The 18,906-nt window shown below is 63.9% G+C and carries 19 protein-coding genes; 8 read left to right on the plus strand and 11 right to left on the minus strand.

The features are described 5' to 3' along the window. Window positions 1-110 precede the first annotated feature (110 nt). Window positions 111-233 carry a hypothetical protein gene (locus CFE35_RS21240; RefSeq protein WP_292933802.1) on the minus strand — a complete coding sequence of 41 codons (123 nt, stop codon included), beginning with the start codon at window positions 231-233 and terminating at the stop codon, window positions 111-113. Between the two features lie 41 nt (window positions 234-274). Between CFE35_RS21240 and CFE35_RS21245 the strand changes: the two genes are divergently transcribed. Together CFE35_RS21245 and CFE35_RS21250 are read left to right on the plus strand one after the other, a co-directional pair. After that, window positions 275-490: a hypothetical protein gene (locus CFE35_RS21245; protein WP_292933741.1), complete on the plus strand. Its 216-nt coding sequence runs from the start codon at window positions 275-277 to the stop codon at window positions 488-490. Next, the gene (locus CFE35_RS21250) at window positions 487-759 is read left to right on the plus strand and encodes a hypothetical protein (RefSeq protein ID WP_292933742.1); all 273 of its coding nucleotides are present in this window, start codon (window positions 487-489) and stop codon (window positions 757-759) included. Before CFE35_RS21245 ends, CFE35_RS21250 begins: the two co-directional genes overlap by 4 nt. Before the next feature lie 40 nt (window positions 760-799). Here the strand turns inward: CFE35_RS21250 and CFE35_RS21255 are convergent, their stop codons facing one another. The 7 genes from CFE35_RS21255 to CFE35_RS21285 form a co-directional block, all read right to left on the minus strand. After that, window positions 800-1,147 carry a hypothetical protein gene (locus CFE35_RS21255; RefSeq protein WP_292933744.1) on the minus strand — a complete coding sequence of 116 codons (348 nt, stop codon included), beginning with the start codon at window positions 1,145-1,147 and terminating at the stop codon, window positions 800-802. Beyond that, entirely contained in the window at window positions 1,144-1,335 is a 192-nt protein-coding gene (locus CFE35_RS21260) for a hypothetical protein (RefSeq protein WP_292933746.1), read from the minus strand. The genes CFE35_RS21255 and CFE35_RS21260 overlap by 4 nt, the downstream gene beginning before the upstream one ends. Further along, window positions 1,332-1,556, minus strand: coding sequence for a hypothetical protein (locus CFE35_RS21265; protein ID WP_292933748.1), 225 nt, complete (start codon window positions 1,554-1,556; stop codon window positions 1,332-1,334). Before CFE35_RS21265 ends, CFE35_RS21260 begins: the two co-directional genes overlap by 4 nt. A gap of 252 nt (window positions 1,557-1,808) precedes the next feature. Next, window positions 1,809-2,066 carry a hypothetical protein gene (locus tag CFE35_RS21270; RefSeq protein ID WP_292933749.1) on the minus strand — a complete coding sequence of 86 codons (258 nt, stop codon included), beginning with the start codon at window positions 2,064-2,066 and terminating at the stop codon, window positions 1,809-1,811. 246 nt (window positions 2,067-2,312) lie between these two features. Further along, entirely contained in the window at window positions 2,313-2,699 is a 387-nt protein-coding gene (locus CFE35_RS21275; RefSeq protein WP_292933750.1) for a hypothetical protein, read from the minus strand. 706 nt (window positions 2,700-3,405) lie between these two features. Beyond that, window positions 3,406-3,756, minus strand: a complete 351-nt coding sequence (locus CFE35_RS21280; protein WP_292933751.1) for a Rieske (2Fe-2S) protein — start codon at window positions 3,754-3,756, stop codon at window positions 3,406-3,408. Beyond that, window positions 3,753-4,217: a VOC family protein gene (locus tag CFE35_RS21285; protein WP_292933753.1), complete on the minus strand. Its 465-nt coding sequence runs from the start codon at window positions 4,215-4,217 to the stop codon at window positions 3,753-3,755. Before CFE35_RS21285 ends, CFE35_RS21280 begins: the two co-directional genes overlap by 4 nt. Before the next feature lie 154 nt (window positions 4,218-4,371). Between CFE35_RS21285 and CFE35_RS21290 the strand changes: the two genes are divergently transcribed. Both CFE35_RS21290 and CFE35_RS21295 read left to right on the plus strand, forming a co-directional pair. Then, window positions 4,372-5,616 (plus strand): aromatic ring-hydroxylating dioxygenase subunit alpha, encoded by a 1,245-nt coding sequence (locus tag CFE35_RS21290; protein ID WP_292933755.1) that lies wholly within the window; start codon window positions 4,372-4,374, stop codon window positions 5,614-5,616. Next, a complete protein-coding gene (locus CFE35_RS21295; RefSeq protein WP_292933757.1) occupies window positions 5,613-6,122 on the plus strand; it encodes a MaoC/PaaZ C-terminal domain-containing protein in 510 nt (169 codons plus the stop codon). Before CFE35_RS21290 ends, CFE35_RS21295 begins: the two co-directional genes overlap by 4 nt. Here CFE35_RS21295 and CFE35_RS21300 read toward each other — a convergent pair. The 3 genes from CFE35_RS21300 to CFE35_RS21310 all read right to left on the minus strand — a co-directional run bounded on the left by CFE35_RS21300 (window position 6,068) and on the right by CFE35_RS21310 (window position 9,003). Continuing rightward, window positions 6,068-6,715: an NAD(P)H-dependent oxidoreductase gene (locus tag CFE35_RS21300; RefSeq protein WP_292933759.1), complete on the minus strand. Its 648-nt coding sequence runs from the start codon at window positions 6,713-6,715 to the stop codon at window positions 6,068-6,070. The genes CFE35_RS21295 and CFE35_RS21300 overlap by 55 nt on opposite strands. A gap of 145 nt (window positions 6,716-6,860) precedes the next feature. Beyond that, complete coding sequence (locus CFE35_RS21305; RefSeq protein WP_292933761.1) at window positions 6,861-8,228, minus strand: aromatic ring-hydroxylating dioxygenase subunit alpha; 1,368 nt, start codon at window positions 8,226-8,228, stop codon at window positions 6,861-6,863. A 13-nt stretch (window positions 8,229-8,241) separates the two neighbouring features. Beyond that, window positions 8,242-9,003: an SDR family oxidoreductase gene (locus CFE35_RS21310; RefSeq protein WP_292933763.1), complete on the minus strand. Its 762-nt coding sequence runs from the start codon at window positions 9,001-9,003 to the stop codon at window positions 8,242-8,244. 246 nt (window positions 9,004-9,249) lie between these two features. Here CFE35_RS21310 and CFE35_RS21315 point away from each other — a divergent pair, with 246 nt between their 5' ends. From CFE35_RS21315 to CFE35_RS21330, 4 genes are all read left to right on the plus strand, one after another. Continuing rightward, complete coding sequence (locus CFE35_RS21315; protein ID WP_292933765.1) at window positions 9,250-10,452, plus strand: CoA transferase; 1,203 nt, start codon at window positions 9,250-9,252, stop codon at window positions 10,450-10,452. After that, on the plus strand, window positions 10,449-10,817 hold the full coding sequence (locus CFE35_RS21320) for an OB-fold domain-containing protein (RefSeq protein WP_292933767.1): 369 nt from the start codon (window positions 10,449-10,451) through the stop codon (window positions 10,815-10,817). The genes CFE35_RS21315 and CFE35_RS21320 overlap by 4 nt, the downstream gene beginning before the upstream one ends. Continuing rightward, window positions 10,810-11,961 carry an acetyl-CoA acetyltransferase gene (locus tag CFE35_RS21325; protein ID WP_292933769.1) on the plus strand — a complete coding sequence of 384 codons (1,152 nt, stop codon included), beginning with the start codon at window positions 10,810-10,812 and terminating at the stop codon, window positions 11,959-11,961. Before CFE35_RS21320 ends, CFE35_RS21325 begins: the two co-directional genes overlap by 8 nt. A 105-nt stretch (window positions 11,962-12,066) precedes the next feature. Further along, window positions 12,067-18,840 (plus strand): hypothetical protein, encoded by a 6,774-nt coding sequence (locus CFE35_RS21330; protein WP_292933770.1) that lies wholly within the window; start codon window positions 12,067-12,069, stop codon window positions 18,838-18,840. The last annotated feature ends 66 nt before the right edge of the window (window positions 18,841-18,906 follow it).

Here is an 18,906-nt window from a genome sequence, read left to right on the forward strand (position 1 = left end):
TAAGTGAAGTCCGACACGCAAAGCATGTTCGGCGTCGGGACATGGCCCTGGCGATTCACCTGATCGAGCGGACACGATGCGGCCTTGCCGCTGATCGTTGTCTTCACCGGCTACCCCACCCTGACTGCCGCGGGATCGCCGGTGGCGGCCTTCGTTTCGGCGTTGGCGCGCAGTTTCTTGCGCTCGCCCAGCGCCATCATGGGGATCTTGGCGATGGTCTTGTCGATGCTCATGCGGTTTCCAGCTCGGGCGTTTGCGGCACCAGAACGTGCCGTTGGCCGAGGACGTGGAAACCTACTTCGCGCGCGAGGTGAAACCCCATGCCCCCGATGCCTGGATCGATCACGAGAAGACCAAGGTCGGCTACGAGATCCCGTTCAACCGGCACTTCTATGTGTTCGAGCCGCCGCGTCCGCTTGCCGAGATTGATGCCGAGCTTGCCGGGGTGACAGCGCGCATTCAGGCGATGCTGACGGAGCTGGCGGCGTGAGCGTGCCTGCCTATGCGGATTACAAGGACAGTGGTGTGCCGTGGCTGGGTGCTGTGCCGAGGCATTGGGAGATTACCCGGTTCAAAAACCTGTTGCGGGAGCGCGATGCACGTTCCGAAAGTGGCAGTGAAGAGCTGCTCTCGGTTTCGGCCTACACTGGCGTTACACCGAAGTCAGATTCAACCGGCGAAGGTGAGTTTCTGAGCCGCGCGGAATCCCTTGCCGAATTCAGCTTTGCGAGCCGTAGGGGGCCTCTGAGGGCAGAATAGAGGGTGTTGTCGGTTCCGGGGCGGACTGGGTAGAACGCGCCTAGGTCGTGTAGCACAGGTTGAAGTCGTGGGCGACGCGCTGGGCCGCGTCTTCGAGGTCGCTGAGGTCGTCGGTCAGGGTGTCGTGCATGCTGCCCTGGATGCGCTCCGCGAGTTTGACCTGGTCGACGGTGATGCCGGCGGCTTCCTGGACGGCGCTGTGGTCCGGGCAGTTGTTCTCGAGGCCCGGGTGGTACTTGTCGTCGGGGATCAGGATGCCGATCGCGCACTTGAGGTTGTCAGCGCCACGATATGCGCAGATGCCGAGGTCCGGGTGGACCGATCTGCGACCCTGGGCGCGGAGGTGGGCAAGGCAGGTGTCGAAGATTTCTTGGTTCGTGCGGGTCATGATGTCCTCGTGGACTGGAGGGTGTCTTGGGAGGTCCAGCGGTGGGTGAAGCGGTGCTGGACCTTGTGGTAGTGCCGGAAGGCGCGGATGGCGTTCTGGAGGGCCTGCTTGTGCTTGAGGCGACCACCTTCCGTGGGGCGGGGCGCGGACGTGGTGAGGCTGTCCCCGATGGGGATGTCGAAGTTCATCGGGGTGAGGTGTTGCGCGTGACGCGGATCAGGTTCCGGTGCGGGCCGTCGGGGTGTGGACGGAGCTCGACCGTGACGTCGGCGAGGCGGCGGTTAGCGACCGTTCGGATCAGATTGAAAGGACCGGATCGCGCTGTTCCGGGGGAACCGCTGACGGGGACTTCGAAGAAATCCCCGGCGTCGGCCAGCAGGTGCCACGGGAGGTTCTTGGTGCTTGCCATGTTGGCTGCCTCTCAAACCTAATGGTCGTGGTTGGACCCGGGTGCCTAGAGAGATTATTTTTTTGCAAAATACCGGGTGTTTTTTCGGAAACCCTATATAAATATTTTTTTCTCTCTCTAAGCTATAGAAAAATATAAGTTATATAAGGGCCTCCTCTTAAAAATCCGCTCTCCGCAAAAAATACCCGGTATTTTGCAAAAAAATAATCTCTCTAGGCCCCCGGGTCCAAGCCCGACCATTAGAAACTGGCTCTAGGCCTCGACCAGCGCGGCAAACTCGGCAGCCGGCATTCTGGCAGCCAAATCAATGACTTCGGCCTCGATCATGACAGCGAGCGCCCGCTTGCGGCCCAGGCGGCGGGCCACGGACACGACCATGTGATCGCTGTCGTCCTGGGTTTCGACGAAGGCCACGAACCGCTCGTGGGCCGCATTGGCCTCATCGTGCTGGCCGCGTTCATCGAGCCGGATGATGGTCGGCGACTGGATCTCGGAAGCTAAGTTTTTCATGATTTCAATCCTCTATGGTGGTGAGGATGAAGTACCGGACAATATGGGCACCGTCATGCGAACCCGGAGCAAACACCGGGTAATTGGCTGCCAACCCGCCACCCCGGGTGGTCTCGAGGCGTCAAAGATGGTTGGGGGAGGTCACCCATCGTGGGGACCAACAGCTAGAAATCGCGCAAACGATTTGGGTAGCGACGCACGAACCGGCCTCACGTGCCCGTGAGCTTGGAAACGGAACCCTGATTTTCAAGAAACCTCGCGGTAGCGGGGTTTTTCCCGTGTCCAAAACGTGGAAATTTCCACTTTTTCGGCCCCCGAATCTAAAGTCGACTTGAAGTTTAAGACCAAGTCCGCAACCAGCAGCCGGACCACAAACACTAGTCCGTGATACCCTTCGACGAGGGGCTCACCCTCGGGCGTGGTCTGGAGCAGGATCAGGACAAGGGCGAGGATGCGGATAACGAACACGCACTCATACCAGCCGCGCGCTTGGTTGAGGGTGTCCAGGGTATCGCCCGGATGGACGATAACGATAAAGGCAAGGTCCATGAGCTCGCGATACTGTTTCAGGATCGGGCGCATAGTTTCGTCCGTCATCCCGTACAGCACTGCAACGCTTGTGGTGATGTGCATGTGAGGGCTCCAAAGAGAACGCCGCCGATCATGAGGACCGACGGCGTCAGGTTTGGTGATGTGGGGTGGGGTTAGTCGGTCTCTGCAGGCCCCTTACACCGGCACGCTGCAAGCGGAGGACTTCTATGCCGCTGCCGGAGCCACGAAGGCCCATGATGCCACCGATCGGGTGGTGTACGACACAACCAGTGGTGTTCTGTAATACGACGCCGATGGGCTTGGAGGCGCTGCCGCAGTGCCTGTAGCACTGCTGGGTGCTTCAACCCATCCGGCACTGGTGTACGGAGACTTGCAGATCATCGCGTGAGGCTGTCCGGGGGAACGCACGCCCGGCCTTTCTCTCCCGTCAGCAGTAAGCTCGAACGCCAGAGCTTTAGACCCGGTATTCTTCGGCAATCGCATGCGAGTAGGCGGTCGGCCTACGGTCCATTCCCATGAGATCACTGACCAGAAGCATGAGTGCTGGAACCGACGCCTTCAAGGCCTGAGGCGATAAGGTCGTTCCTACACGCAGAGCTGATCCGTTAATTGCGGTGGTCAGCGAATGGTCAGCAATGCCGCTCGGGTTCTCTAAAGAATCAGGCTTTGTTCCGCAGTAAACCAACGGTTTACTGCCGTTTTCGACGTCAGCACACCCTTCACACGGGTGGGGTCGCAGGTTCAATCCCTGCCGCGCCCACCACCGGCCCAGCCGGTGGGCCTCTTCTCACACCACTGGCATCTCACCCGGCCCCGGGGGCGCATCGGGCACTTCCACCGCGATCTGGCCCGCTTCCACGCGCACCGGGAATGTCCTGAGATTGGGATAGGCCCCGCCGAGACACTTGCCGGTCAGCACATCGAAGCGCGCGCCGTGGAGCGGGCACATCACCGCGCCGCGCCGCACCCGGCCGGGCGAGAGCAGCGCGGCCTGATGCGTGCAGCGATCATTGACCGCGCGGTAGGTGCCGTCGTCCGCGCGCAGCACCAGCACGTGCCAGCCGCGCAGCCGGAGGGCGAGTTTTCCCTCGGCCGGAAACGCGGCCTCTGCGGCCACATCATGCCATGTAGCGCTCATGCTATTGCCGCCCACCATTCCTCCATCATCGGCGCGATGGCGCGCGCGACCAGTTCGATCACCGGGCTGCCGGGCCGTGAGAGATAGGCTATCGCGCCGTGGCCCTGATCGGCGGGCGCGCCGCCCAGCACGATCTCCCAGCCGTCCGCCAGCATTGCCGCCGCGCTATCAGCGACCGAATCGACCCACACGCCAAGGTGCGAGGGGCCCAGCGCGCGCATGGCATCATAGGCACTGCCCGGCGCGCTTTCGATCAGCTCCATCCGCAGCGGACCCTGATGCAAATAGACCACGCGCAGCTTGGCATCGAGCTGCTGCCCGGCCGCGTTCCACACCGGCATCGGATCGAAGCTGCGCACCGGTGTCCACGTGCAGCCCATCGTCGCGCTGAAATGGGCCATCGCCGCTTCCAGATCATCGACAATCACACCGTGGTGAAAGATACCCGCCAAAATCTCCATTCCCATCACTCCCGCATCGCCCGCCATAATGAGACAAGCATTTGTTTTAAAATGTAAATTTACGTAAAAATTACCCTTAAAACGATCACTTTACAAGCATACATGAATGTTTTTAAACTGCAAACGGAACCCCGCTGTTCCGGGAGAGAGTCATATGTCCGAAGCGCTGACCGTGCCGTCCAACCTCGCAGAGCCTCCTGCCGACGATCTGGCACGCATGACGTGGGAACGCGAGCGTAATGGCCCGCCTGCCGGTTTCCCCGCACTGCCCTCGATTCCCGGCGGCCGCTATGTCGACCCTGCCTTCCTCGAACTGGAGCAAAAGGGCATGTGGCAGAAGTCGTGGCTCTATGCGGGCCATGTCGACCAGCTGCCCGAGCCCGGCTCCTGGTTCCTTTGCCGCAATACCGGTTCTCCCGTCATCGTCACCCGCACGCTTTCAGGCGACATCCGCGCATACTACAACACGTGCCAGCACCGCGGCGCACCTCTCGTAAAGGAGGAGAGCGGCACCTCGCGCGGGTTCGGGTGCGGCTACCACGGCTGGTCCTATACGCTGGAAGGCAAGCTGACGGCGGTGCGCGACCGGCGAGACTTTGCGGACGGGTTCGACTTTTCCTGCCATGCGCTCAGCCAGGTACGCTGCGAGCTGCTGGGCAGCCTGATCTTCCTCAACGCCGATGCCGATGCCGAACCGCTCATCCAGCATATCGGCCCGATGGCGGCCGAGCTTGAACAGCTCCAACTGGAAACCCTGCGCCTTGTCGACAGCCGGACTTACGAGACGGACTGCAACGTCAAGGTGCTGCTCGATGCCTTCCTAGAGGTCTATCACCTGAAGTCGATCCACGAGAACACTGTCGACCGCTTCCTCGATCACCGCGCGATGATCGTCACGCTCTGGCCCAATGGCCACAGCCGCATGGCGACGCCGAACCGCCGCGAGGGCTGGACCGATCCCGGCACCAAGGGGATGCCGGAAATCCCGACGATCTCGGAATTCGTGGCGAAGAACAACGTCAGCTATTCGATCTACCCCAACTTCGTGATGCCGCCCGCCCCCACCGGCATTCCGCTCCTCCAGTTCTGGCCGATGGGTCCCAACCGCACGCGCGTCGTTTCCACCTGGCTCGCGCCCGATCACGATCCCGCCAATCCCCACCCGCTCTGGGAAACGCGCATCAAGAACTGGGAGCGCATCCTCTACGAAGACCTGCAATTCGCCCCGCAGATTCAGGAATCGGTCGAAGGCCCCGGCTTCAAGGGCATGTCGCTCAACTATCAGGAGCGCCGCATCTACAATTGGCACGAGGAACTCGATCGCCGCATCGGCGTGGAGAACGTGCCGGAGCATCTGCGCGTCACGCCGGTGCTCGCGCCGTTCATCGTGCGCGAATGACCGATACGCTCTCCCCGCTGGGCACGCCCTGGCGGACTTTCGAAGACCTCGTGGTGGGTGAGACACGCGTCTCGCCCACACGCACGGTGACCGAAGCGGAAATCGTCGAATTCGCCCGTGCGCACGATCCGCAGTGGTTCCACATCGATCCCGAAGCCGCGCGTGCTTCGGTGTTCGGTCAAGTCGTGGCGAGCGGCATTCATGTGCTGGCGATCTGGCGGCAGATGGACCACGCGATCAACGGCGACATCGATTTCGTCTGCGGCGTGGGCTGGGACCGCCTGCGGTTGAAGCGCGCGGTGCGAGCGGGTGACACCCTGCGCGTCTCCAGCGAAATCCTCAGCCTCGAACCTTCACGCAGCGGCAAGCCGCGCGGCACCGCGGTCACGCGCTATGTCGTGGCGCTGGAAGATGGCACGGAATGCGTCACCTTCGAGAGCACCAACCTCGTCTATACGCGCGAGGCGCGCGACAGATCGGCCACAAGCGCTTCGGCAGAGACATAAGCCTCGGCCATCGCCGCCTCGACCGCTTCGGGCGGGCCGTATGTGGGGCGCAAGTGGACCACGTGGACATCGGTGATCCCGATAAAGCCCAGCCACGCCTGCATGAAGCGCACCTGATGGTCGAGCTCCTCGCCAGGCGCGCCGGGCCGGATATCGAGCGCGCCCGAGGCAATCAGGATTGCCCGCTTGCCTGAGCCCAGCCCTTCGACGCCGGTTTCCGAAACGCGGAACGCCATGCCCGGCTGGGTGATCGTGTCGATATACTGCTTGAGCTGCCAGGGAATGCCGAAGTTCCACATCGGCACGCTGAAAACAATTGTGTCGAACGAGAGGAAATGCGCCACCGCCTCGCCGATCTGCGCCCACGCCTCGCGCACTTCGTCCGCCACTTCGCGGCCCTCGATCAGGGCATAGCGCCCTTCGATCACCGAGCCGGTCAGCGCGGGAAGCCCGGCGCTGTAGGGATCGAGCGTTTCGATCACCGCGCCGGGGCTGTCCGCCGCCAGTCCCTCGATCAGGCGGCGCGCCACCATGCCCGAACGCGAACGCTCGCCGCGCGGCGAGCCGATTACATGCAGAAGGCGCTCGCTCACGTCCTCACACTCCAAGCCCCCTTCCCCATGGGGGAAGGGTTGGGGAAGGGGGTTCGGCGCTTGCCGGGAGAGCGGGGTGCACCCCTCCCCAACCCCTCCCCGACCGGGGAGGGGCTCTCGCACTTCACGGCAGTACCAGTTGCCATCACATGTCTCCCGGCTGCTTGCCGTCCGGCCCGTAGATGTAGTCGTCCAGCACCTTGTGGAAATGGCGGATGCGCAGTTCCTGCTCGCCAATCCACAGACCCGGGAAGCTTCCACTCTGCATCCCCGCCTGCACCGTCGGCAGGTTGTAGGCATCCTGATCGAGCACTTGCCCGATGCTGCGGTCGCCATGCTTGAAGCGGCGGTGCTTCGCGCGCTCGGGCCAGGGCTCGCCTTCGGGCACCAGTTCGAACACCCACACATCGTAGAGCATCTTGTTCGGATCGCTCGCGTGCGGGCGCTGGCGGAACATCATTACGTCGTCCGCGTGCACGTTGAGCGCCACATTGGGGAAGATCATGTAGTGGTAATCATCGGTCAGCTGATCGTCGTTCAGCGCCGAATAGTCCTTGCCTTGCGCCTTGCCGTGCCCCCGCTTGAACAGCTGCACATCGCGGCGAATATCGCTGACGCGGCCCTCGTAGTCCGCCGGGTCCATCCCGGCATGGCGCATGATCTCCTCGATCGCGGGCGGGATCGCGCTCGGCATCGCCACGCGCGGGGAGATCGCGGCGAACGGGATCAGGTAGCGGTTGTGCCGCTCGTAGCAATCGATCTGCACGTTAACGTCATCGAGATACCACTGCAGCTGCGGGTGGATGCCCTGCACATGGTAGGTCTCGTTGAACGCGTCGACCGAGGCCTTCCAGTTGCAATCCCACTCCACCGTCACGTCGCGCTTCCACGCCATCCGCTCGGGGTGATAAGGCTCAAGGTGATCCTTCAGCGGCGCGATGTAATCATCGAACGGCTCGACATCGGGGTTCAGCGAGAACCACACGAAGCTGTTCCATTCCGCCACCGGCAGGCTCGGCAGCTTCATCCCCGGCGGTCCGCCCTGCGGGAACGTGCACAGATCCGGCAGCCGCTCGATCTCGCCGCCCAGCCCATACGTCCAGTGGTGGTACATGCAGCGGAACGATTGCGCATTTCCGATGCCCTCGGGCCGCAGGCGGTTGCCGCGATGCAGGCAGACGTTGGGGAAGCAGCGCAGCGAGCCATCGTGCTGGCGCACGATCAGCAAGCTTTCCTTGCCGATTTCAGTGCAGATGTAGTCCCCGGGCTCCGGGATGTCGTCGGCCCGCCCGCCCAGCAGCCAGACCTTGGTCCAGATCCGCTCCCATTCGAGCTTCATGAACGCTTCGGAGTAATACCGCTCCGCCGGGATCAACGCATGGCCCAGCTCCGGATCGGGCGCCTTGTCCACCGGCGTGCGGCTGGTGTTGGTCTCAGGCGTCACGCGGATCACATCGACGACGCGCTTCACGTCCATCTTCGACGTGTCCCACGTGACAGGCTTGTGTGTCACCGGCTGGTCCATCTCAGAAGTGCGTCCGGTTGGTAAAGGCACCATCGACCACGAGGTGCGATCCGCTGCACCAGCTGGCCGCCTCGCTCGCCAGGAACACAATGGCGCGCGCCACTTCCTCAGGCTTGCCCAGCCGCCCCATCGGCTGCTGGCGCAGCTGCGACTGGTAGAACTTCTCCATCGTGCCCTTGATCATATCCCAGTTGCCGCCCTCGAACTCGATCGGGCCGGGCGAGACGACGTTGACACGGATGCCGTCCTTGCCGTGCGCGAGCGCCAGCTGCTTGCCATAGGTGATCAGCGAGGCCTTCATCGCGTTGTAGGCCTGCGGGCCGCCCATCGCCTCGAGCGCGCTGGTGGTTGCGACGAGCACGATCGAGCCGCCCTTGCGCTGCGTCATCACCGGGATCACCGCCTCGATCGCACGGACCGGGCCCATTACGTCGGTTTCGAACGCGTTGTGCCAGTACTTTTCGCTGCCCATGCCGCCGCCCGCCGAACTGAGCGGCACCAGCACATCGACGCCTTCAAGCGCTTCGATGGCCCATTCGAGCCAGACCTTGTAGTCGTCCGCCTTCTTCACGTTGCAGGGCTTGCCCACGACCTTGGTGCCATAGCGCGAAAGCGCGGCGACTGCGTCCTTCACGCTGTCCTCGCCGCGCGCGCTGATCGCCACATCCGCGCCTTCCCGCGCGAGGATCTCGGCCACCGCATAGCCAATGCCGCGCGCACCGCCGACGACGATTGCCTTCTTGCCCTGAAGTCCCAGATCCATGTCTTGTCCTTTCCTGCGGCGGGGCTACCATTACCTCTTCGGCATCCAGCCCGCAAAGCCCGCTCCTCTTGCCGCCGCGCACTCTATTGGGAGGCGCGCAGACCGCCAAGAAAAAAACATGCTTGAATGCTTTTTTGTGGTCCGTCATAGCGGACCGGGCCGCAGCAAGCCGGGCAAGAGAAACGGGAGAATCATGAGGCACTCGAGGCTGATCTTCACCGCCGGAAGCTGCACCGGATTTGGGGCATGAGCGGCCGCGGAAAAGGCCCCCTCGCGGGCGTGCGCGTGCTCGATCTCACCGCCGTGCTGATGGGCCCCTATGCCACGCAGATCTTCGCCGATCTCGGCGCGGACGTGATCAAGATCGAGGGGCCTGCAGGCGATACCACCCGCTTCATCCCGCCCGGCCCCGATCCTGCGCGCGGCGCGATGTTCCTCAACGTCAATCGCGGCAAGCGCAGCCTCGCGCTCGATCTGAAGCAGCAGGCCGCGCGCGATGCCGTGCTGCGCCTCGCCAGGGATGCGGACGTCTTCATCCACTCGATGCGCGCGCAGGCCATCGCGCGCCTCGGGCTCGATTATGCCGCGCTGAAGGCCGCCAACCCGAAGATCATCTACGCCAATCTCTATGGCTATGGCCGCAGCGGGCCTTACCGCGATTATCCGGCCTATGACGATATCGTGCAGGCCGCCTCGGGCATCGTCGATCTGCAAGCCAAACTCTCGGGCGGCGAGCCGACTTACAGCGCCAACGTCATCGCCGACAAAGTCGCGGGCCTCACCGGTGCCTATGCCGTGATCGCCGCGCTCTATGCGCGCGAGAAGACGGGCGAAGGGCAGGAAATCGAAGTCCCGATGTTCGAGACGCTCGTCTCCTTCGCCGCGACGGAGCACATCTGCGGCTCGCTGTTCGATCCGCCGCTCGGGCCGCCGGAGTACCCGCGCGCCACCTCGCCTTCGCGCAGGCCGTACAAGACGGCGGACGGGCATGTCGGCGTGATGATCTACAACGACAAGCAGTGGCAGGCCTTCTTCCGCGAACTGGGCAATCCGGAGTGGTCGAACGATCCGATGTTCACCTCGATGCGCAGCCGCAGCGAGAATATCTCGGCAGTGCTGGCCCATGTCGAGAAAGTCATGGCCACCCGCACCACGGACGCATGGATGGACTTGTTCCGCCGCGCTGAAATCCCCGCAACCCCCATCGCCTCGCTCGAGGACTTGCTCCACGATCAGCATCTGATCGAGACAGGCTTCTGGCACAGCGCCGAAACGGAGCTTGGCACCTTGCGCTATCCCGGCATTCCGACGAACTTTTCCGGCACCCCCGGTGCCATCGGCGATCCCGGACCAACGCTCGGCGCAGATAGCGCGGCGGTGCTTGGCGAAGCAGGCTTCGGCGCGGAAGAAATCGCGGCCTTGGTCGCTACAGGAGCTGTCTTGTCATGAGTGGACCCGGAGCCGAATGGGATGCCGCGCTGGCCGAAGGGCGCTTCCTGATCCAGCAGCCAGTCGGCGGCGGCAAGCCGGTGTTCCCGCCGCGCGCCTTCGCCCCCGGCACGGGTGAAGCGCTTGAATGGGTTGAGGCCTCGGGCCACGGCACGGTCTATTCCGCCACGTGGATCCAGCGCAAACCACCCGAGCCGCCCTACAATGTCGTGCTCGTCGATCTGGCTGAGGGCGCGCGCATGATGGGCCGCGTCGAGGGCGTGACGCCGGAAACGCTGCACATCGGCATGGCCGTCAAGGCCCGCATCGTCGCCGGGGAAACCCCTGTCATTGTCTTCGATCCGGTGGAGCAGGCCCATGGGTGACATCTTCCCGCGCGGCCGCGTTTCGGTCGCTGGTGCTTCCACGTTCGGCGTGGGCGAAATGCCCGGCCACTCGACCATCGAGATGGCGGGCAAGGCCGTCCAGCTTGCGCTCGCCGATGCCGCGATCAACCTGTCCGAAGTGGACGGGCTGTTCATCGCACTGCCCGATGATCTGTTCGCGGGGCTGAGTCTCGCGCAGTACCTCGGCCTGCATCCGCGCTTTACGGACAACAACCGCGCTGGCGGGGCCTCGTTCATGAGCCACCTCGTCACCGCGTGCATGATGCTCGATGCTGGCTACCTCGATTGCGCGGTGATCGCCTATGGTGCGAACCAGCGCTCCAGCGGCGGCAAGCTTTCCACGCCCGCCCGGCCCGACCGGTGGGACGCGCCCTACAATCCGATGTATCCGCTCTCGTTCTATGCCCTCGCCGCCGCGCGCCACATGCACCAGTACGGCACGACGCGCGAGGAACTGGCGAGCGTCGCCGTCGCCGCACGGCTCTGGGCCAACACCAACCCCGAAGCTTTCGCCAAGGGCCCGCTGTCCATCGAAGACGTGGTCAATTCACGCCTCATCAGCAGCCCGATCCGCGCGCGCGATTGCTGCCTCGTCACCGATGGTGCGGCCGCGCTCGTCCTCACCCGCACCGACCGCGCGAAGGACGGCCCGCGCCCGCTGGTCCCCGTGCTCGGCGCTGCTGCCGCCACCTGGTACAATTCGGTCACGCAGGCCGATGACATCACGATCACTGCCGCCGCCGAATCCGGCCCGCGCGCCATGGCGATGGCGGGCCTCACGCCCGGCCAGATCGACACCGTCCAGCTCTACGACGCCTTCACCATCAACACGATCCTGTTCCTCGAAGACCTCGGCTTCTGCCCCAAGGGCGAAGGCGGCAAGTTCGTGGCGAGCGGCGCGATTTCGCCGGGCGGCTCGCTACCGCTCAACACCAACGGCGGTGGCCTTTCGTGCTGCCACCCCGGCATGTACGGCATGTTCGCGATGGTCGAGGCGGTACGCCAGATGCGCGGTGAGGCCGCAAATCAGATCGCGGGGGCAAAGACTGCGCTGGCGCATGGCAACGGCGGCACGCTTTCAGCGCAGGCAACCGTGATTTTCGGCAACGCCGAGACACTCTGATCCCGCCAGATCGGCGCAAAAGCGGCTGAAGGCCCGGCAAAAACCTGTTTGCCGGGCCACCCTCCTGCGATACCCGTCGCCCACTGAACGACGGAACCTGGCCTGATGGGTACACAATACGGCACGAGCGGCGACGACACGCTGGCCGGCACTGCAGCGGCTGACGTGATCGACGCCGGTGCAGGCAGCGATGCCATCCGCTCCGGCGCTGGCAACGATACGATCCGCGATCAGGCTGGAACACGCAATGCGATCGATGCCGGCGACGGTGCGGATACGATCTTCTTCCGCGATCTCTATCCAGGCGGATCCGGCACACCATTTGGCCTGATCCGCACGACTACCACCATCGCGGCAGGGGCGGGCGATGATGCCGTGTGGTTTTCGGCCTATCGTTCCGGCAACACCGCAATCGATCTGGGCAGCGGCAACGATGTGCTCTGGCTGGGCCGCGCGCAGTCCGATGGTCCCTTCAAGGTCACGCTAGGCTTGGGGCACGACCGGGTGATCGCGACAGAGGAAGCCTTGCTTTCCCGCACGATCATCATCACCGATTTCGCTGCAGGCAAGAACGGCGATGTGATCGACTTGTCGCGTCTCGTTGCCACAAGCTATCTGAGCGATGGCTTTGGCCTGAGCGGACTGGAGGCGAACCCCTTCACAGGCGGTTTCCTCGTGCTCGAGCAGGACGGGACCGACGCGGTCGTCCGCCTCGATTCCAATGGTTTCACAGCGGATACGCCCTTTACGCGCAGCAGTGTCCTGCTCCGGTTCAGCAATGTCGACGCGGCGCTGCTGAACATCGACAACTTCGCCGGGCTCGATCCCGCAGGCAGCATGCTTGCACCAGCGCGGATCGATGGCAGCGCAAGTGCCGACCTGCTCTTTGCCACCGGCGGCGGCAGCGTGCTGGCGGGCATGGACGGCGACGACCGGCTCGAGGGCGGGGCCGGCGCCGACACACTGCAGGGCGGCACCGGCAACGACGTGCTGAACGGCTCCTACGGCAATGACATGCTGGGCGGCGGCGTCGGCAACGACACGCTCGATGGCGGTGCGGGCAACGACGTGCTGCGGGGCGGCGGCGGGAATGACACCCTGACCGACACGAAATCGGGCAACGACCTGCTCGATGGCGGTGCGGGAGATGACACGATCACCGTGATCCGCCCCCCGCTGAGCTACAACGGCTATGCCCGCTACGCCGCCGTCAGCATCCTCGGCGGCGATGGCAACGATCGTGTCAGCTATGAGAATCCGGGTAGTAGTGGTGGCATGATCGGTGTTGCAGTGACGCTCACCATCGATCTCGGGGCGGGCGACGATAATCTGTCGCTGAACCTGCTGCTGACCGACGCCACGATCACGCTTGGCGCCGGGCGCGATACGGTGATCCTGATGCCGAGTCTCTACTCGCCCCAAGCCACGGCCGTGATCACCGATTTTGCGGCTGGCGAAGGCGGCGATCGGCTCGATCTCAGCGATGCCCCCGGCAAGCTGGGCAGGGGCTTTATCGGCGGGGATGGCTTTGCGACCGGGGAACTGCGCCTGATCCAGCAAGGCGCCGATACACTTGTCGCCTTCGACTACGATGGGTGGGATGGCAATGACCAGACCCTCCCGCTGGTCATCTTGCGCGGCATCTCAGCCGACAGCCTGACCGCCGGCAACTTCGCCGGTATCGATCCGCTGCTCGGCCCGGGGCGCTCGACGAACCTTGGCGGCACCGGCTCCGCCGACTATCTGCGGGGTGGTTCCGGACGCGATGTGCTTCACGGCAATGGCGGCGATGACATTCTGCTGGGGCGCGGGGGCGACGACAGCCTCTACGGCGATGCGGGCAATGACCAGCTCGATGGCGGCCGGGGCAGCGACACCTTGCTGGGCGGCGCGGGTGACGACCACCTCATCGCCTTGGCCGATGGCTCGGACAGCTTCGCCAGCGGCGAGGGCAACGATCTGATCGAGCTGAGTGGATCCTACTCGGCCACAGCGTCCGGCAAAATGACCGTAAACGCCAGTACGGGCGACGACACGGTAAAGGTCGAGGGGGATCGCTTCACGCTTACCGCCGATCTCGGCGCCGGCAATGATCGGATCATATTCTCGGCAATGCCGTATGGCGGCACCACGCTGACGCTGGGTGACGGCACCGATACCGTAACGCTTGACGCTGTACTTGAGGCATACGAGCGCAACACGATCACCATCACCGATTTCAGGCCCGGCGCGGGCGGCGACGTGTTCGATCTCGCCGAACTGTTTCGCGCAATGGCGGCGGGTCCCCCGCTAGGGCTGCAGTTGGTCCCGCGCGGAAATGACGAGTTGTTCGACGCGTTCATCGGCAAGGCGAGGCTGGTGCAGCAGGGCGCGGACACGCTGCTGCAGATCAACGCCATCGGTCTTGAGACCCTCGCGGTGTTCCAGAACACCAAGGTGACCGATTTCACCGCCTACAATCTGGGCGGGCTCGATCCCCACTTCCTTACCGCCGACCTCGGCGAAGGGGCGGACAGCTGGACCGGCACGGCGGGGGCAGATGTTGTCAACAGCAATGGCGGCAATGACACGCTGATCGGGCTGGGCGGCGACGACATCCTGCGCGGCGGTATCGGCGACGATCGCCTTGAAGGCGGCGACGGCAACGACCGGCTTTTTGGCGGCAGCGGGATCAACAGGCTTGTCGGCGGTGCGGGCAATGATCTGCTCTATTCCAACAGCGGCAGGATAGACGGTGGTGGGGGCGACGATCTCATCAGCGCCGGAATGGGCTCCACGACCTATGGCGGCGGCGGAGATGATCGCATCGTGATCATCGGAGACGTTCTGTCCGACACCCTGAGCGGGAAGAGCGGAATCATCGATGCCGGCTTTGGCGACGACTATGTCGAGTTCGATTCCCCGCCGAATTTTTGGGACTCGGGCGCCACCACCATCGTCGATCTAGGCGCGGGGAACGACCTTATCGAGGCGGGAGATCTGCGCGGGACGATCACGCTCGGCAGCGGACGCGACACGATCCGCCCGCTCGGCTACCAGAAAAACGAACTGGTCATCACGGATTTCCAGGCAGGCGACGGCGGCGATCTCGTCACCATCGGCGTCCTTCTCGCCGACGGCGCCGAGCCCTTTGCCAGCGGCCATTTCCGCCTTTACCAATCCGGCGCGGATGTGATCCTGACCGGCGCCGGATCGATCGGCGGGACCGTGCGCATCCGCTTTCTTGATACCAGGGCCGCCGATTTCACCGCCGCCAATTTCGGCGGGTTCGATCCGCATCCTCCGGCCACGCCTGCGCGCATCATCACAACGACCAGCGAGAACCCGGCTGGCAAGACGATCGCGGCGATCAATCCGGTCGGCCCCATTGGCACGGCTTATGTCTATACCGATGAGACTGGCGCGGCGAGCTTCACCAACCACGGCACCATTACAGTCGATGGCAGTACCGGCGATGTCTCCTATGCCGCGATACTCCTCAACGTCAGCCTTTATCAGGGCGTCGCCAAAGGCGTGATCACCAATGCTGCGGATGGCCGCATCGTGGTGCACTCGGCCACCGGCAGCGCCTATAGCATAGCCCCTGGCGGATCCGAGTCGGTTGATTTCGTCAATGCCGGGAGCATAGAGGTTATCGGCCCGGCGATCCCGGGCGCCCGCTTTGTCGAAGCGATCGGTTTCGCCGGGAGCCTCAATTCAGGCTCGGTCACGGTCAGCGGTGGGAGCCGAAATATCGGCATTGGCGGAGACATGGCATTTTATGGCCGCAGCACGGAAAACAGCGGCAAAGTCACTGTCACCGGAGCCGGGGATCAGCTGGCCTTCGGCGCCTATTCCTTCCTCACCACCGGTCAGTTCAGCAATTCCGGCACGATCGCGGTATCCGGCGAAAACAACGCCATCGGCATCTATTTCGATCAGGCGCAGGGCACGCCGCTGATCAACAAGGGCACCATCACCGCCACTGTCGATCCGGCCTCGCCCAATGCCTCGATCGGCGCGTGGATTCTCGACTACACCGACGGTACTCCGGGCCAGCCGGTCCATGCCATCAACAACGGCACGATCACCGCCGACATCGCGATGATCTTCCAGGGCAGCACCGGGGACAGTTCGGGCGAGGAACTGGTCAACACCGGCGAGATCAACGGCGCCGTGCTGATGTGGGGCGGTGCCGATGTCATCAACAACAGCGGGCAGATGTCTGGACGCACGCTGCTGGGGCGGGGAAATGATCTCTACAATGGCACGAAGGGCCGGATGACAGGCTCGGTCGAAGGCGGGAGCGGCAATGACACGCTGCTTGGCGGCGCCAAGGCCGATACCTTTTTCGGAGATGGCGGAGCCGATCTGCTTGTGGGCGGTGACGGCGTCGATTTTCTCGATGGGGGCGTCGGCAGCGATCTGATCGATGGCGGCACGGGCTTCGATACCGCATCCTGGCTCGATTCGCCCGGCACGATGCAGATCGACCTTCAACTCGGCACTGCGACCAATGCCGCCAATATCGACTACATCCGTTCGGTCGAGCGTGTCATCGGCTCACGCGGTGCGGATGTGATCTACGGCACCGTCAAGGACGAGGTGCTCATCGGCTTTCTCGGCAACGATCTGATCGACGGGCGTGGCGGAGCGGATGTGCTGTGGGGCGGCAAGGGCAACGACACACTGACCGGCGGTGCCGGGGTCGATACCTATCTGTTCGAAAAGGGCGACGGCCGGGACACGATCACCGATTTCGGCGGCAGCGACGCGATCAAGATCTACGGTTACTCGGGCTATCAGGCGCTGATGCAGGAAAGCGCGGGTCTGCGCGTGGTGCTTTCGGCCAAGGACAGCATCCTGTTGAAGGGAGCAACCGCTGCCGCGCTCACCACCTACCACCTGCGTTTCTACAGCGGTTCAACAGGCTACAGCCTCCCGCAGGAATCCGGCAGCGCCATTGTGGGCTCCGGCTCGGTGGTGGTCGATCGCGACATCGTGGTGCGGATTGCCGATCCAGAGCCGCAGTATCGGGCCTATGGCCCGGCCATAACATCCACTGCCGTGCAACTGGGTGGGAGTTCCGGGGAGCCCGACACCGGCTTCTTTCTTGATGGCAAGCTGCGCTTCACGACGAGCCTGGAGACCAACGTTTCGAAGGGTGTTTCGATCGTGTCGGAAGACGGCTTCGCAACGCCTGGTCCGGCCGGCAGCCCGTATGGAACGTTCGCCCGCATCGGCAAGACCGGCTTGCTTTCTATCACCGCAGCACATGGCGATGCGATCGGCATCTCCACTCTCAACGCAGTCTGGAACAACGGCACCATCGCCGTCACCGCGCAGGACGGCAATGCCACAGGCATGCGCATGACGCTCGACTCGGATAACCACATCAATGCGCTGGTCAATCGCGGCACCGTTACAGTTTCGGCCACTGGCATGGCCTATGGTCTGGATCACGGAACCTCCACGGGCACGCCCTTGTTCATCGGCAACTTTGGCAAGCTGATCGTCTCTGGAGCCGGGGGCAGCGCCGGGTTCCAGATGGACATGAGCGAGCGATCGCCAGTGGTCGTCAACGGCGGCACGATCACGGTGACGGACACTACCGCATCGCTTGACAGCGCCGGGATCGAGATCGACCTTTCGGCGCAAGGCAAGATATGGAATACCGGCACGATCACTGCAGACTATACGATCAAGGTCGCCTCCGGTTTCTCGTTCGCGGACTACAACCTCGGCCTCGCCAACAGCGGTACGCTGAACGGCGAAGTCGTGATGAGCAGCTATGCCGACACCCTCGTGAACAGCGGCAAGATCACCGGCGACGTCGATCTGGGCGGCGGCAACGATGTGTTCGATGGCCGCGCCGGGCAACTCCTCGGCCGCCTTTCCGGCTATGATGGGGATGATATCCTGCTGGCCGGGGCGGGCGATCAGGTCATCGATGGCGGCTTCGGCAACGATGTGCTCTCGGGCGGTTCGGGCAGCGATACGCTGATTGGCGGTGCCGGGCAGGATGTGTTTCGCTACGGCGCAGGCTTCGGCGCGGATGTGATCGCCGATCTGGGCATGGGCGGGGGGCGCGAAACCATCGCCATCACCGGATACAGCGCCGCGCAGGCCATCGTGCAGCAAGGTGCTGATGTGCTGATCACGTTTTCGTCAAGCGATAGCCTGCTGGTGCGCCATGCCACCGTCGCGGCCATCGAGGCAGGCGTGCTGCAATTCGGCGCCGCCAAGATCCGGGGCTATTCCATCGGCGCCATGCCGGATGCCCCGGCAGAGCCTGCGGGGCCGAGACTGGCCAGCGATGCGGGCATCACCTTCACTCCGGTCCATGGCAGCGCGGGAGCCGATAGCCTGACCGGCCAGATCGGCCCGGACCGCATCGACGGCGGCGCGGGTGACGACACGATTGCGGGTGGCACCGGCAACGACCAGCTTCTTGGCGGCGATGGTGCAGACCGGCTTTCCGGCGAAAGCGGCAACGATACGCTGCTCGGCGGGCTCGGGCATGACCGGCTTGCGGGCGGCAATGGCAACGATGATCTTTCCGGTGGCCGCGATGCGGACGAGCTCACCGGCGGCGGCGGCGCGGATGTGTTCCGCTATGCCGCGCTGGCCGAGTCCACCGCCTCGGCCCGCGATCTGATCACCGATTTCGAACCAGGCGACCGCATCGACTTGTCCGCCATCGATGCGGTGCCCGGCTATATCGACGATCCATTCCGCTTCGTGGACACCGCGCCCACCGCCGGGGCTGGCCTCGGCGTGGTGTGGTTCGACAGCGGGGCCCGCCTGCTCTGCGCCAGCACCGATGCCGATGCCGCCGCCGAATTCGTCGTGAAGATCGGCGGCAGCGCGATTATCGGCGCGGACGATCTGATCCTCTAGAGCAATCTCCGACAGAAGCACTGGCCGACCATTCCACCCTGCCGCGACGGGCCGGACCCTGCTTTA

This window comes from Novosphingobium sp. PASSN1, assembly GCF_002278815.1.

What these genes read in the sequence shown, in the direction of transcription:
- CFE35_RS21270 (WP_292933749.1), bottom strand. Translation starts at nt 2,066, where the DNA reads ATGAAAAACTTAGCTTCCGAGATCCAGTCGCCGACCATCATCCGGCTC.
- CFE35_RS21295 (WP_292933757.1), top strand. Translation starts at nt 5,613, where the DNA reads ATGACCGATACGCTCTCCCCGCTGGGCACGCCCTGGCGGACTTTCGAA.
- CFE35_RS21290 (WP_292933755.1), top strand. Translation starts at nt 4,372, where the DNA reads ATGTCCGAAGCGCTGACCGTGCCGTCCAACCTCGCAGAGCCTCCTGCC.
- CFE35_RS21315 (WP_292933765.1), top strand. Translation starts at nt 9,250, where the DNA reads ATGAGCGGCCGCGGAAAAGGCCCCCTCGCGGGCGTGCGCGTGCTCGAT.
- CFE35_RS21320 (WP_292933767.1), top strand. Translation starts at nt 10,449, where the DNA reads ATGAGTGGACCCGGAGCCGAATGGGATGCCGCGCTGGCCGAAGGGCGC.
- CFE35_RS21255 (WP_292933744.1), bottom strand. Translation starts at nt 1,147, where the DNA reads ATGACCCGCACGAACCAAGAAATCTTCGACACCTGCCTTGCCCACCTC.
- CFE35_RS21265 (WP_292933748.1), bottom strand. Translation starts at nt 1,556, where the DNA reads ATGGCAAGCACCAAGAACCTCCCGTGGCACCTGCTGGCCGACGCCGGG.
- CFE35_RS21275 (WP_292933750.1), bottom strand. Translation starts at nt 2,699, where the DNA reads ATGCACATCACCACAAGCGTTGCAGTGCTGTACGGGATGACGGACGAA.
- CFE35_RS21330 (WP_292933770.1), top strand. Translation starts at nt 12,067, where the DNA reads ATGGGTACACAATACGGCACGAGCGGCGACGACACGCTGGCCGGCACT.
- CFE35_RS21240 (WP_292933802.1), bottom strand. Translation starts at nt 233, where the DNA reads ATGAGCATCGACAAGACCATCGCCAAGATCCCCATGATGGCGCTGGGC.
- CFE35_RS21310 (WP_292933763.1), bottom strand. Translation starts at nt 9,003, where the DNA reads ATGGATCTGGGACTTCAGGGCAAGAAGGCAATCGTCGTCGGCGGTGCG.
- CFE35_RS21280 (WP_292933751.1), bottom strand. Translation starts at nt 3,756, where the DNA reads ATGAGCGCTACATGGCATGATGTGGCCGCAGAGGCCGCGTTTCCGGCC.
- CFE35_RS21325 (WP_292933769.1), top strand. Translation starts at nt 10,810, where the DNA reads ATGGGTGACATCTTCCCGCGCGGCCGCGTTTCGGTCGCTGGTGCTTCC.
- CFE35_RS21285 (WP_292933753.1), bottom strand. Translation starts at nt 4,217, where the DNA reads ATGGAGATTTTGGCGGGTATCTTTCACCACGGTGTGATTGTCGATGAT.
- CFE35_RS21260 (WP_292933746.1), bottom strand. Translation starts at nt 1,335, where the DNA reads ATGAACTTCGACATCCCCATCGGGGACAGCCTCACCACGTCCGCGCCC.